The 14,502-nt window shown below is 31.3% G+C and carries 8 protein-coding genes; 1 reads left to right on the top strand and 7 read right to left on the bottom strand.

Annotation, left to right across the window (positions count from 1 at the left end; all coding sequences use genetic code 11):
* Nucleotides 1–42 precede the first annotated feature (42 nt).
* Nucleotides 43–2,025, bottom strand: a complete 1,983-nt coding sequence (locus ACYFX0_RS02100; protein ID WP_000481863.1) for a methyl-accepting chemotaxis protein — start codon at nucleotides 2,023–2,025, stop codon at nucleotides 43–45.
* A gap of 1,020 nt (nucleotides 2,026–3,045) precedes the next feature.
* On the opposite strand from ACYFX0_RS02100, the gene ACYFX0_RS02105 reads away from it, so the two are divergent.
* On the top strand, nucleotides 3,046–3,420 hold the full coding sequence (locus tag ACYFX0_RS02105) for a hypothetical protein (protein ID WP_000088964.1): 375 nt from the start codon (nucleotides 3,046–3,048) through the stop codon (nucleotides 3,418–3,420).
* Nucleotides 3,421–3,677: 257 nt separating this feature from the next.
* On the opposite strand, the gene ACYFX0_RS02110 is transcribed toward ACYFX0_RS02105, so the two are convergent.
* The 6 genes from ACYFX0_RS02110 to ACYFX0_RS02135 form a co-directional block, all read right to left on the bottom strand.
* The gene (locus ACYFX0_RS02110) at nucleotides 3,678–4,013 is read right to left on the bottom strand and encodes a hypothetical protein (protein ID WP_000524430.1); all 336 of its coding nucleotides are present in this window, start codon (nucleotides 4,011–4,013) and stop codon (nucleotides 3,678–3,680) included.
* A 1,539-nt stretch (nucleotides 4,014–5,552) separates the two neighbouring features.
* Nucleotides 5,553–6,101 (bottom strand): fascin domain-containing protein, encoded by a 549-nt coding sequence (locus tag ACYFX0_RS02115; RefSeq protein WP_000819434.1) that lies wholly within the window; start codon nucleotides 6,099–6,101, stop codon nucleotides 5,553–5,555.
* Nucleotides 6,102–6,426: 325 nt separating this feature from the next.
* Nucleotides 6,427–8,634 (bottom strand): M60 family metallopeptidase, encoded by a 2,208-nt coding sequence (locus ACYFX0_RS02120; RefSeq protein WP_016098785.1) that lies wholly within the window; start codon nucleotides 8,632–8,634, stop codon nucleotides 6,427–6,429.
* Nucleotides 8,635–9,093: 459 nt separating this feature from the next.
* Nucleotides 9,094–10,362, bottom strand: a complete 1,269-nt coding sequence (locus ACYFX0_RS02125) for a glycoside hydrolase family 5 protein (RefSeq protein WP_025989072.1) — start codon at nucleotides 10,360–10,362, stop codon at nucleotides 9,094–9,096.
* Nucleotides 10,363–10,874: 512 nt separating this feature from the next.
* A complete protein-coding gene (locus ACYFX0_RS02130; protein ID WP_002162674.1) occupies nucleotides 10,875–11,105 on the bottom strand; it encodes a hypothetical protein in 231 nt (76 codons plus the stop codon).
* A gap of 151 nt (nucleotides 11,106–11,256) precedes the next feature.
* Entirely contained in the window at nucleotides 11,257–13,986 is a 2,730-nt protein-coding gene (locus ACYFX0_RS02135) for a sensor domain-containing protein (RefSeq protein ID WP_025989074.1), read from the bottom strand.
* Nucleotides 13,987–14,502 lie beyond the last annotated feature (516 nt).

Raw genomic sequence — 14,502 nt, forward strand, 5'->3', positions numbered from 1 at the left:
ACTCTGTAACAAGATTCTAGCATTCTCTCCTAGAATCTCAACTTAAATCTTAAATCCACCAATTAACTCTTGAAGTTCTTCTGCCATCTGTGCTAATTGTATTGCTGAAGAATTTATCTCTTCCATAGAAGCATGTTGTTCCTCAGATGAACCAGCAATCGTTTGCATACTTGAAGAATTCTCTTTTACAGCCATAGCTATTTGATCAATCGATGTATCGACTTTCATTGCATCAGTAGTCATTGTATTAGATAGTTCCACCATACCATGCACTTTTGACACAATATCATTTGCAGATTTTGAAATCTCATAAAAACTTTGCTTTGTATCGTTCGCAACTTTAATTCCCGACTGTACCTCTACTCCCACTTCATTCATAGCTTTTACAGTCTCATGTACGTCTGCTTGTATTTCCTTAATTAAGCTTCCAATTTCCATCGAAGATTCGGATGATTGCTCTGCTAGCTTCCTAACTTCATCCGCAACAATTGCAAACCCTCGACCCTGTTCTCCTGCTCTAGCTGCTTCAATTGCTGCATTCAATGCTAATAAATTTGTTTGTTCCGCAATATTTTGAATCGCTTCTAATATACTTCCAATTTGTTGCGATTTCTTATCTAATAATTTTATTACATTATCGGATTGAGAAACAGAGTGATGGATAGACTGCATTTGTGCTACAGTTTGTTCTACTAATTGTTCACCTTCATTGGCTTTTTGTTTTGTGTATATGGATGAAGCCGATACTTCAGATGCATTCTCAGCTACATATTGAATATTTCGTGTTACCTCACCAATTAATTCGGCTCCAGACTCAACTTCATTATTTTGAACTTCTGCACTGTTCGAGATTTCTTCCATCTCTTTTGTAATTTGTTCTGTCGCAACACTTGCTTGCTCTACACTAGCAGTTAGTTCCTCAGAAGACGCAGCTACATGTCCTGCAGATGTGTTAATTTGAGAAATAATATTACGTAACGACTCTGCCATTGTATTGAAACTACCACCTAATTGACCAAGTTCATCCTTTGAACGAATATCTATTTTCTCGGTTAAATCTCCTTGACTAATTCTTTGAGCTGAAATGACTAATTGTCTTAGTGGAGTAATTATAGATCTGAGTATGAATAGAATTACAATTCCACCTAACAATAATGAAGCCCCTATTATAGTGAACGTTTTATAAAAAATAGGATTAGTAGCTTCTTCAATTTCTTTCGTAGGCATTACGCCAGCTATTTTCCAACCTGTTTTTTTATTTGTCTTAAAGCTTATGTTTCGATCTTCGCCATTGAGGCTATAAGTAATTACTCCATCTTCTGTCTTGTACAATTCATCCGCTAAAGTTTTCTCTAATTTCTCTCCAGGCTTTAGTGATGGATGAACAACTATAGTTTTATCTTGACTAACTATAGATACAAATCCTTGCTTTCCAATTTTTATCATTTTGGATGTTTTTACGATATCTGTAATATTCAAATCTACGCCAATGACACCACTTTTATCTGCATTTTGCTTTGCAATTGCAATTACCATATTTCCTGTAGACTTTGATTTATAGGGAGATGAAACAATAATCTCTCCATTTGCTTTTACTGCATCCTTATACCAACTACTTTCTAACGGATTAAACCCTTCTGGTATTTTGCCAACAGGTGCATGAATAAATTGATTGTTACTGGATGCCGTATAAATCGTTTCTATCTCTGGATGTAACTGTATATATTGATCAAATTTACTCTGTACATTTTGCGATTGTTCAGGATTATAATCCCCTTGTGTGAGTACCTTTGCAAAATGAGTGACATCTGTATGCTTATTTTCTAATTCATCATCAACAATCTTGTCTAAAATACTTATATTATCTTTTGCTGATTGTAGAATTGTTTCATTAAGATCTGTTTTTGCTTTATTATAAGATGATACTCCTACGATAAGGCTTGGTATAATTAATATTGCTATAAATGCCATAGACAACTTCGTTTTAAGCTTTATTTGTCCCAATCTTTCTTTTATATTAAACACTAGATACTTCTCCTTTTCATTTTTACTACTTATATAGTTTATTTAAATTTTTATCCTATATTTTTCCATATTCATTTATGGTACCATTCGAAATGAAATCACAATTACATCCTATCATCCGCACTTTACCATTTAGCGATTTAAATTTCACAGGCAGAGTTTTATCTGTCCTCCTTTCGAATATGTTTTTTTCTAGATTCAGCAATTATTAGACTACGAATTATTCCAAATAAATTGGATACAACATATACTTCATTTTAAAAATAATTATTGGATTTGTTTGGATAAAAATCTAGTTTAGCGCTAATCCAATCAGATGAAATCCTTACCATAATAAATTAACTAAAACATAAATTCTAAATAGCTGAATAAAATAAATTAGAGAATTACATTGTAACACGTATATACAAGTTTGTAATATTAAAATTTAAAACTTTACTATATTTCATATGCAATATTACATGTGAAAAGCCCTATTTTTTTTGTTATACTATGCATGTGGATTTTTCATTCAAAAATCTACCCAAACGCATATTTATGTATATGCCACCCTAATTGATGAAAGTGAGAAGAATGTTTATCATTTTTCTCACTTTTTTATATTTTAACTGTTTGGTTGTACAAAAATCTTTAGACATTTTATATTTAAATCTTAGTAATCTACACCTGTGAATAGTATTATAAAAATAAACTTACAAAGAGAATTAAACTTCTAAATTTAATCTTTGGAATCATTTATTTTCTAAAAAACAATCCCACATCTTTATCAACTCATTTTAGAATATTCAAACAATAATTTTATATACATTACCTGCATAAATTATTCTTTTTCTTTTATATAAGACTTACTTTTTTACTTCTGATAAATTATTAAACATTGGATTATTATACACGTCCCCAAAAACATGAGGTATTTTGTAGGATTTTGTCTATCAATATGTATGTACACCCTTTTGTAGTGGATATAGACTGTGAGGTGTAAGGAGATACCTTACAAAATAATAAAAAGGAGATTATAGAATGAGTAGATTAACAAAATTCTCAAAGTTAGTATTTGCAACTTTAATCGCGGGAAGTAGTTTAAGCACAATTGTTTCGTCACACAGTGTACAAGCTGACACCTTAGATCCTAATTACCAAGACACTGTAAAATTTATATCACCTTCTAGTGCTAGGCCAACATTGGAACAAAAAAACACTATTGTTCCAGATGCAAAAGTTGTTAAAAACCATTATGTAAAGTACTCTAAAGCACATTTCCAAACTAAAGAAAGTATACCAAAAGAGATTTATTATTCTTCAGAAGGCTTTAAGGGCTATATACAGGCAAGTACCGTTTGGGATATGGGAGATCATTTCGCAACACTATATTCCGGAACCGTTATTCGATGTTAGACTTTTAATCCATTCTCTCCTAATGCTTAAAATGATCACTAGCTCACTGCCAATACTGTAATATCTATTGTTCAAAAAATAAACCACAAAATCCTTCGATTTCATGGTTTATCAAATATAAAGATAATGCTAAACGAATACTCTAACATTACCTTCCCCAAAGTTAATTATAGAGTATTTTCAAAAAAAAGACACTCTTGTAGTGTCTTTTTTTTATTATTTAAAAAATTACACCTACTAACATCTTATTGTTGAGACTATTCATTTATTTCAATATGATACTTTTTCATCTCGTATATGCAATAGACAATGATAGCTAAACTCCAACTGACACCATAATAATCATGTGTGTAGAAGTCATATCCCGCCTTAATACCTTTCTCTATTACAACAAATGTAAATCCTAAAGCCACCCATCTGTTAATTTTCATCTTAATAAACGTTAAAGAGATAATTATTAAAAATAAAATATTTGTAAGATGATTTATCATTAGCTCATATTTTTGAATGTATACTGCCATCATACAAGCAACGATATTAGTCGCAATGCCAAAGGCAATCATCGCCCCCCAAACCCTGTCCGAAAGTCCCATTCCTGAGTCAGTCCCTTCCTAAACAAAAATCCTTTTATTTAATTCGTTCCTTCACCCTATTCAAGGTATGCTAAATTATCCTTGTCTGATGAATATCTATTTATCTTTTCATATAGAGCAAACAAAATCTTTACTCATAATTTTTTCTTTATTAGGAAAACTATGTATAAGCCGTTTGAACTAGCGGCTTCACTCTTCTGGTAATGGGGTAGCAATTTATTGAATTGACTAACTCATTCAACCCACTAGCACCGGCAGGCAACAAAATAGTTGTCTGCCATTTTCATGTATACTTTTTCTAACTTTATTACAAACCAAGTGTGTGTTGTACTAATTTCAAAAAGGACAGAATGTCATTTTTGAAATTGTAAAAAATAAGGTCCTGTCTACTTTTGGTATAGGACTTTTTCTTTTCACATATACTATTTTTGAACCTGTTTACCAATACGTGTCCTATTGGTATCTTGAATTCCTCCTAAAAAGGGCTGCAGATACGAATGCATGCCCTTTTATTTACATTGCTACTCTATATTCGATAAAATAATTAAAAACTCAAATATAATATTACATATTTTTCTATTTAGAATTATATTAAGATTTACTTCATAGTCGAATTATGGTTTCGTGTATAATTCAGCAATATGTAAACTGTTTACCTAAAGAAAAGGCACCCAAAAGTGCCTTTTCTTCTTTTAATCTAAAAAACATTTTGCCTTTTCAGTAAGATCCAATTATCCCTCTAATCTAAACCTCATATTTAATCACGGTACTCAAGAGTTTCCATCTATTTCAATATGCCTTATAGTTTAATTTCAAATCAAATTTCCAGCAATATATTTGCTTTCTTACAGATTTCTGTCTTTTTCTTAATTCTGTCAAAATCCTCATGTAGCTATACAAAGAATATATGCTATTATGATTTTGAGAAACTATGCGTTCCCTTAACCCTGTATTTGACCCTGTATTCATTACAGGGTCTTTGTTTATTTTATTTACTTTTAGTTAATACACACCCAATTTCAGTTAAAATTGTTTAAATGTTAATTAATTTTTAAAATAATATATCTATAAGCTCTTTTAGTAAATAAAATATAATATTAGACATATATAACCAACTTGTGGCCATTATTAGTTTTCTAAATATGCACTTCATTAACACTATACAAATAGTGCTAACTATCTTAATTGAATATTAGTAATAGTAAGTATAAACATTATCAATTTACTATATATTACATTTATGTAAAAATAGATGTATGTTAAGCTTATTCAAAATCTTTCCCCTAATAAAGATTTGAAGTAGCATTTCATGATTCTCCTTACTGTTAATATGCCTTGAAAAAGAACCCTATAGGGTTCTTTTTCTTTTCATTATAACCTCAGTAAGTGCTTATTTAACATGCAAAAAGGACCGCTAATTATTTGCAGCCCTTTTACACGTTAATATACACTTGTATTACATACTTAACAATTTATTGTATTAGGTATTTATACAAACTAAACATGCTATTATCATTTAGATATATAACACTTCAAAGTTTAGAAGTATACAATAACAAATCTTTCCCAGCTTCCAGCTACATAACTAGTAGCTGTTAATTCTCTACCACCATTTGCTGATATATATCTACCATTACTTAGTGCTTGTAATACATATATCCTATTGTCTCCACCATTATATAAGATAAACTTTTCCCATGCACCAATTGATGTACGATCTGCTACTACTCTACCATTTGGCTCAAACGAAACATACTTCCCATTACTTTTAGCTTTTAAAGCGTACGTATATAATTCCCCAGTCGAAATTAATTCAAATTTCTCCCATTCATTAACTGCATTACGATTTGCTATTATATTTCCCGAAGGCTCAGCCGAAACATATTGTAAATTTGCTGCCTGTATAGCAACTGTCCAACTTCCATTAAATAAATTCACGCCTTTTAGTGAACCTGCTTTTGATAGATTGGCTGCCGATACATCATTCGATGGTGTAATCATCACTATCATTAAAACCATCGACAACACCATTAAAACTAACCTTTTTGAGATTGTATTACCACTTGCACGTGTTATGAACCTTTTCATTCCCATTCCTCCCTTAATATACATAGAACTCATATATATCATACCAAATATGTAAAATATTGTAACACTTGAGAGGATTTATCAACAAATACCTTACTATTCTGTTTCTTTTTTCTCAAATCTATAGCAATTAAACATGTATCAATTCTCAAGCACATTTTTTAAATTATTTTCCCCCTGATAAAAAAACGTAGAAATTTTTGGAAACGAAAGTATATACAAAAGAGAGAGTATTTTCATTTCACCTTTCTTTAAATAAAAGCCAAATAGCCGTTCATAATGAACGACTATTTGCATCCAACTAATACTTAGAATGTTTTTCATGTTAATCTATTTTGTTTAATCCCGTTGAAGTAACTTGATAGGTTCTTTTTTTGCCCATATATTCTTGTTTATTATTCTCAAGATTAATAAGTGTAGCGCGTGTTTTTTCCTTTACTGCTTCCCCTTCTATATGGGTAAACTCAATGTAATCTCCCACTTTTACGGGCACGGTTTGGCTTTCAGCAGTTTGTTGTCTATTCCCTACTATTTCCTTATTGTACACAACACCACCATTTGAATTCTTTACTGTAATACTTGCATACGTATTATTAAAGTAAGAATGTGGTACGCCTGCTTCTAAATTCACCTGCATTTTCTCTGTTGTCCTATTATAATCTACTTTTGCGATTTCTCTATCACTATATCCTTTTAAAGACCACCCAAAATGATTTCCATCTAAAACCGTTGTTTCTGGCATTTTTTCTACTTTCTTCAAGCCTTCTTTTGTAACTTCGTACATGCCTTTTTTTCCAAAACTTTCTTGTTTACTATTACCTACATTTATTAAAGTAGCTCTATGCACACCTTCTAGATGTGTCAGCTCAACATAATCCCCTACTTTAACTGGAACTTTTTGCGATTCAGCATTTTGTTGTTTGTTCCCATAAATATCTTTATTGTATACTACTTTTCCTGATGCATTTTGTACTTTAATACTCGCATATGTTTCATTAAAATAATGATGTGGTACGCCTGCTTTTAAATCAATTTGCATCTCTTCTGTCGACTTATTAAAATTGACTTTTGCAAACTCGAAATCACTAATTCCTTTTAGTGACCATGCAAACTGGTTTCCTTCTAAAATATTATTTTCATTAGGCATATCTGGTTTAATTGGATTAGAATCCGTACTCTTCCAAATCTCTGCTGTTAAAATTGGATATCCTAATGCAGCTACTTTTTGAATAGTATCGTTATTTGGACGTAATCCCCACTTCTCAAAGAAAGGAATCAAATTTTGTTTGGCTACTTTTGATGCTGAAATCATAAATAATTGTTTTTTATTTTCATCAGTTTGTGGAAGTTCACTTGAAGGCATGTCTCTATACAATTGATGCAATTTAGGATAGAAATCCTCTCCATATGCTAGCTGTAGTTGCCAAAGCATAACAAGCTTAACAAAAACATCACTAACTTCGTCATAATTTTTATTAGGTTGTTCTAAGTATTGAAATGCCTTAGTATAAGCACCCTCTTGTTGCAATCTAAAAGGTTGATTAGATGTAAATGCTTTTTCTACAGAAAGGCTGTATATATTATTTTGTACTTCTGTCATATTATAAAATTTCCAAGGTGATTGCTGTCTCAAATGCCCTGCCTCATGCCATGGACCCCAACCATCTTTTATAAATTTATTAATATCTAATACATATTGAATTGCATCTCCTACATATGCAGTTCGATAAGAAGTCGCATACATATAATAATCGGGAGAATGATTTTCTTCTACGTAATGAACATAATGTTTATCTACTTGTTCTTCAGATAATCCAGCTACTTTGTCTTGAATTCGAGTAGCTTCATCCATCTTTTTTAAGAGTTGTACAGGATCTGTATTAGAACCCAACAAATATTTCTTAATACGTGCAGGACTGGCCGTAATTAATACACGTTCTCCTTTTAACTCCACTGCATGTGCATTTGGATATTGGTCCAGCATGTTAATTAAATCTTGTTTCGTATGCTTTCCTAGTTCAAAGAAAGGCGTAGTCGTTCCGCCTGTTGTAATTGTTGTTCGAATGGTACCACCTTGTTGTTTATTATAAAAATAAATCATCCCCCCATTTGGAGATTGGATTGTGTTTATACCTGGTTTTAATGTAAATGATTTTATCTTAGAATCTTCTCTCCAAGAAGCATCATATGAATACGTTCCAATATATACCTGAATATCTTGATTACCTTCTACATTAATCGTTATTTGTTCATTTGGTTTTGCATATAAACCAGTTGGTTCATATGGACTAAATGCCATACTTTTTCTTTCCTGTTGTTTTATTAGCTCAACATCCCCTTTTCCTGGGACTGTAAATGTTCTATTTTCTGATTTAACTGATTTTTCACTTTGCAGTGATGTCGATAAATTTTTTTGCTGCTCCTTTTGCTCCGCAAAGACATCTGATGAAGAAATCATTCCAGTCGCAAGCATAGTTACTGTAGCAGTAGCTGCAAGTATTTTTCTAGTTTTATATTTTGAATTATTCCCCATATTATCTCCTTCATTTTTCCTTAGTACTCTTAAGGATTTTTTGTTTTCTTCTTCATGTTTTTACAATCTAAACTATTCATACTATTTAAGTTGTATCTATTACTCTATATTTTTTCATAAACATCTCCTTTTCTTTATTTATTATTGTATATAAATGTTATTTGATGACACATTAAATAACAACTTTACGATAAACTCATCGATAACAGCTTATTATGTTTTGATTCTGTATTCTAAACTTCCATCCGATTGGAGAAATATATCCAATTGGAGAAATCAGTAAATAATTTTCAACATTTAAGGGTTGGAATCTCACAAAAAATTCATAAAAATTTTTCAGTTTAAAGGTCAATTCAATTGCAACTATATTTGTTTAAACTTCCACCTTTTTTGAAAAAAAGCATCTAATTCTACTTGAATTAGATGCTTACATTTAGTCCTTAGGACAAATATTCTAAACTATTTATGTGGTTGTAAATCTTTTTTTATTACTTCCCAGAGTGAATTATCTTGAGGCACCGGTTTACCCTCTTCATCCCATTTTATTTTTCCTGTTCCCAATTCATAATTCATCCCTGTCCATGTGTCTTCACGGAATGCATAGAATGATTTATGCCAACCTTTTTGGTTGAAGATAGAAATAAGATCTTGCATGTATTGGGTAGCTCCCGGAACAGTACGGTTAATTCCAAACTCCTCTGCAATAATTCGATTAGATGATACATGATTTTTCTTAGACCATTGTTGGATTGGCTTCAAAAATTTCTCTAATCCCTGCTTATTCCACATTACAGGTTTCTCTAAGTCTCCTACTTTTACTAATCCTGGATATTGATATTCTTTATTTTTCTTTTCACCTTGACTCGTTAATTCATATGGTTCATACATATGAAATGCGTAAAGCGTTTTTTTATCCTTTACTGGTTTTAAATATTTAAAAGCCCATGGAGTAGCATATAAACCTGAATCTAAAATAATTGGTGTTTCTTGGTCTACTTCACGAATGGAATTGATTACTTTTTGATACAATCTGTTTAAATCCGCTGTCGTTCCCTTCACTTTTGCATACCATTTCTCGTAATCTTCTGTCCAAAAATCATTATATCTATTATTTTTAGCTGTTTCTGGATGTGGTTCATTTATAATATTATAACCCACCACCGCAGGATAATCTTTTAATTCCAGAGCAAGGTCCTTCCAAAATTGACTTGCTTGTTCTTGATACCTCTCTTCTTCCCATATTCTGTCGTCATTCTTGTTATTATTAAATTGGCGCCATCGATCACCAGGTAAAGATAACATTGTAAGAACAACTTTCATTCCTTGTGATTGTGCGGCATCTAAATCCGCCTTTAATTTTTCTAAATCCTCCTTTACTAATCCCTGATAGTTATCTGCATTACCTATCAGAAAATCCTTTCCAGAAGTATCTGGTTTATCCTCAAATAGAAAATCTTTATCTTTTGCCCATTTATCAGGTGCTAAACGTACATATTCAATATTAGCTTCTTTTGCACTTTTATAGTTTTCAGGTAATGACGTACTATTCATGAAATTAGTACCCTTTCTTTTCGAATCCCAAAAACTAATTTTCGAATCGCCCTTGTGGTATGTATCAGCTCTTACATTCATTTCCTGTACTCCAAAACTCATCATGCCTAATAACGCAACAATTGGCAAAATTTTTTTCACAACTTTTCCTTCTTTCTCTTTATATTTAACACACATAACATACCTTTGTTTTGTTACAGGAATATGGCAAATTTCCATAAAAGCCTTTTTAGTTTATAAGATCGCAGCGTATTCATAAAAATGAATGAGATAATTAGAACATTGCTTCATTTTCAAAGAAACAAAAAAGGAATCCTTTACGGATTCCTTTTTGCAATTCACTCTTTTTCAAATGGTACATTTTGCACCTACTTTTAGTATACCTTATAATTCCCATAAAATAAATAAGATTAACTGAAATTCACTTCAAATTGTGATAGAAAACATAATTAAGAAGCGCAGATAACTAAATATTATCCCTTTTATTAAATAAAAAAGATTAAATAATTCCCCCTCCAAACTAGGACCCCTTTACACTTTTTACAAATATTGCTATAATTAGATAAACCAAAGCATTACCCCATTAACAAAGGGACTCCATAATTGGAGTCCCTTTGTTAATTAGCTATTAAAAATGATAGCATGTGATTATTGTATAATTTCTTCCTTTTTTAGATCTGCATATTCTTCTACGAAATCCCATAAACCTTGCTTTTCGAAGTAAGAAATACTTTTTTCACTTCTTCTAAGAGTTTAATTGCTTCATCTTCATTAAGAGAACGTAAAATATTGAAATGATATACATACTCTTCATTTCCTAATTCCATACAAACTGCTAATCCTTTTTCAAATTGCTTTAAGAATATACAAGCTGGCTCTAATTCTTTTTCACAAGAAGCAACTTTCACCTCATATCCCATTAACCCAAAATACAAGGAATATAGATACTTATTTTACTTTCAAAGGCTGAAACCTTGCTGCATAACTCCTGAAAATAAAGTGAAAAGAGGTTCAAATCCATATGGATAGAACCTCTTTTCACTTTATTTCATACATATACTGATTTTTCATTTATTCATTTTGTATTGTACTTAAAAAAACAATAAATTCATCATCATTTACAGGTTTACTGTAGTAATAGCCCTGAATTAGATAACATGCATTACGTTGTAACACTGTTAATTGTTCTTTCGTTTCTACCCCTTCTGCTATGACTTTCATGTTTAAAGTATGAGCAAGTGAAATAATGGTCTGTATAATTTCACCTCCATCAGTAGAAGTTCCAATCCTATTAACAAATTCTCTTGGAATTTTCAAAGTATCAATTGGATAAAGAGGTAAATACGCTAATGAAGAATAACCTGTACCAAAATCATCAATTGATAAATGTACACCAAATGATTTTAATGCTTTTAACTTTGATAAAGTTTCTTTTTCATCTACCATGGCGATTCGCTCTGTTAATTCCAAATTAATCGAATTAGCAGGTACTCCTATCTCTTCTATGGTATATATAATGGTTTGAACAAAATCTTTCTGTTCAAACTCTATAGCTGATAAATTTATCCCCATCTTTAGATTTGAAAAGCCCGCAGAATGCCATTCTTTCAGTTGTCGACACGCTTTCTGTAACGTCCACTTTCCAATTGAAATAATCTGCGCCGTTTCTTCTGCGATAGGTATAAACTCAAACGGAGAAATCAGCCCAAGTTCTGGATGTTGCCAACGTATTAAAGCCTCTGCACCAATAACCTTACCTTCCTTACTGTCAATTTGTGGTTGATACAATAAAAACAACTCATTATTTTCAATTGCATTTGGTAAATCCTGTTCTAATCGTAATCGACGGGTTACTTTTTGAGATAATTTCTCGTCATACATACAAACAGCATTGTTACCTTTTTCCTTTGCGCTATACATAGCGATATCAGCGTGTTGTAAAAGTGTAGTAGTATTTATTCCTCCAAATGGATACACTGCTATTCCTATACTAAGAGATAAGTAAAAACTATGCTGATTTACTACGAATGGTTCTTCAGTTATAAGAAATAGAGTTTTACACAAATTCAATAGCTGTTGCTCTGTTTGGTTATGGACAATGATTGCAAACTCATCACCACCTATTCTTGCTAGAGGAATTGTCGGTGAAAGACATGTCCTAAAACGTTTGGCAACTTCTTTTAAAACCCTGTCACCAATGGAATGGCCCAGTGTATCATTAATAGTCTTAAAGCGGTTTAAATCAATATACAGGAGCCCAAATTTATCCTGTGTTTTTTGCACACGCTTAATGGATCTATCTAATTCTTGTTGGAAGAATATACGATTTCCAATCTCCGTCACCGTATCATGGAATGCAAGGTAGTTTATCTCATCCTGTTGTTGTTTCATCCTCGTTATGTCTTTTACCATTACATAACTCCCAAAAGTTTGACCTTCTATCATAATAGGAACTATAGTGACATACCAAAACAGCATGTCCTTCTCATTGTTATTTTTCACACGCAACTGTAGTGAAGATGAACTACATCGTCTCCCTTTCTTTATAGCCGCTTCCAATTCAGATTTATCTTCATCTAAAAAAATAGAGAAGCACTCTTTCCCTATTAATACAGCACTGTCTTTTCCTAATAACATACTTCCAGCCTGGTTTATATTTAATACGATACCAGTTGAATCAATCGTTAAAATAGGATCCGGATGATACTCATATAATGACTTAAATCTTTCTTGATTTTTTACCAAATCATTAGATTTGTTTATTAAATCCCTTGTTCTTTGAGATACTGTTTGTTCTAATTGATTATTAAACACTTTTAATGTTTCAGTTAAATCTTTGTTTTGCATTCGTACGATTGTATGACGAATCAGTACAAATACAAAAGCAATACAATTTCCCGTAATCAATGTAGCTGAAGACGTTTGCTCTTTCAAAGTAAAGCCAATTAAGACTGCAACTGCAAGATAAGGGAATATGCCAAGAAGTTTCTCTCCAAATGTCGGATTAATAATAAAATAATTTCTTTTAGAAGAAGCATCCTTTGGAATTGTAGCAGCAATAGCAATAAATAATAGGAAAACTCTATACAAACACCTTAAAAATATAACTGAACGCTCTGACAAATCACCTTGTAAGTAAAAATACAAATAGTCCGTAATAGCTAATCCAGTTAATACTAGGATAAAAATATACAATTTGCTTTTTGCATTGAAAATAGCAGGTCGAAAGATTAGTGTAACTCCAAGTAATAGAAGTAATAAATCTATAATCGGAAAAATAAATGAGAGAAAAACATCTCCAATTGATAAGAATAAGATATTTGCAGAAGGTTTATTAAATAAATACCACTCTAATGTAAAAATAGCAGTAACAACAATGCATAAATCACAAAGCAAATATGCTTTCTCCCATTTATTACATTCCATCATGATTTTATAAAAGAACGCAAAGAGAAAGAAGAATAAGAAAAGCAACAAGAATACATCAGAGATATTAAAATTTTTTATTGGTAATTCTACATTAAGTACTTGAAAAGCAGATATAAAATTCCCTATCAAGAAACAACCTATCGCAATAATAATGCACACCCAGAATACTCCTAACTTAATTTTTCTGGATAATATAGAATACAGTAGTGAGATAAATACAGTAGTTTCAACAACTAAAGATGATAGTCGGATATTAAAATCTGATACGAAATAAAGACTTGGAAAAACAAATATAAATATAAAGCAAAAGCTTATATAAGCTATTAAAGCCAATATCAATACATAAAATTGCACATATGCATGTTTACGCAATGGACTCACCTTCTTGAGTTTTTTCTATACTTTTATTAAAAAAATTTCTTGATAGTGGCACAACTCCTACTAAATTTAAATGTGTGTTACCTATTATCCATATTATGATCTTTTTAAAAGATTTCTTTCTACATACAACAGTCTTGCTAACTTTTTGTAGATGTTTACAATTATCAATACTGAGGATTCCAAAAAGGATAAGCTGAAAAATGTAGTTTTTTAAGTATTTGCGCATCGTAAATTTGGCGGGTACAACTTATCTACCCTTTAAATATGAGATAGAATCTAATCCTCTATTGGATTATAGTTAGTTGCTACCTGTCACACTTAAAAAGGAATGAAAATATACTATCATTAACATAGCAATTCGAATTAGTTTACGGAACATACTGTAACTATTATAGTTACAACAAAGGTTGATGTCAATTTCATATCCTCCCTTTTTAACGGACAAAAGACATGACCTATTGAACAAAAATTTGATGTTTATAAAAAGAGAGGTAAAATTTTATCTCC

The sequence above is a fragment of the Bacillus sp. NEAU-Y102 genome, from assembly GCF_054788175.1.

Excerpts from the sequence above, each read along its gene's own strand:
- ACYFX0_RS02105 (WP_000088964.1), top strand. The coding sequence starts at position 3,046 with ATGAGTAGATTAACAAAATTCTCAAAGTTAGTATTTGCAACTTTAATC.
- ACYFX0_RS02110 (WP_000524430.1), bottom strand. The coding sequence starts at position 4,013 with ATGGGACTTTCGGACAGGGTTTGGGGGGCGATGATTGCCTTTGGCATT.
- ACYFX0_RS02115 (WP_000819434.1), bottom strand. The coding sequence starts at position 6,101 with ATGAAAAGGTTCATAACACGTGCAAGTGGTAATACAATCTCAAAAAGG.
- ACYFX0_RS02120 (WP_016098785.1), bottom strand. The coding sequence starts at position 8,634 with ATGGGGAATAATTCAAAATATAAAACTAGAAAAATACTTGCAGCTACT.
- ACYFX0_RS02125 (WP_025989072.1), bottom strand. The coding sequence starts at position 10,362 with ATGTGTGTTAAATATAAAGAGAAAGAAGGAAAAGTTGTGAAAAAAATT.
- ACYFX0_RS02130 (WP_002162674.1), bottom strand. The coding sequence starts at position 11,105 with ATGGGATATGAGGTGAAAGTTGCTTCTTGTGAAAAAGAATTAGAGCCA.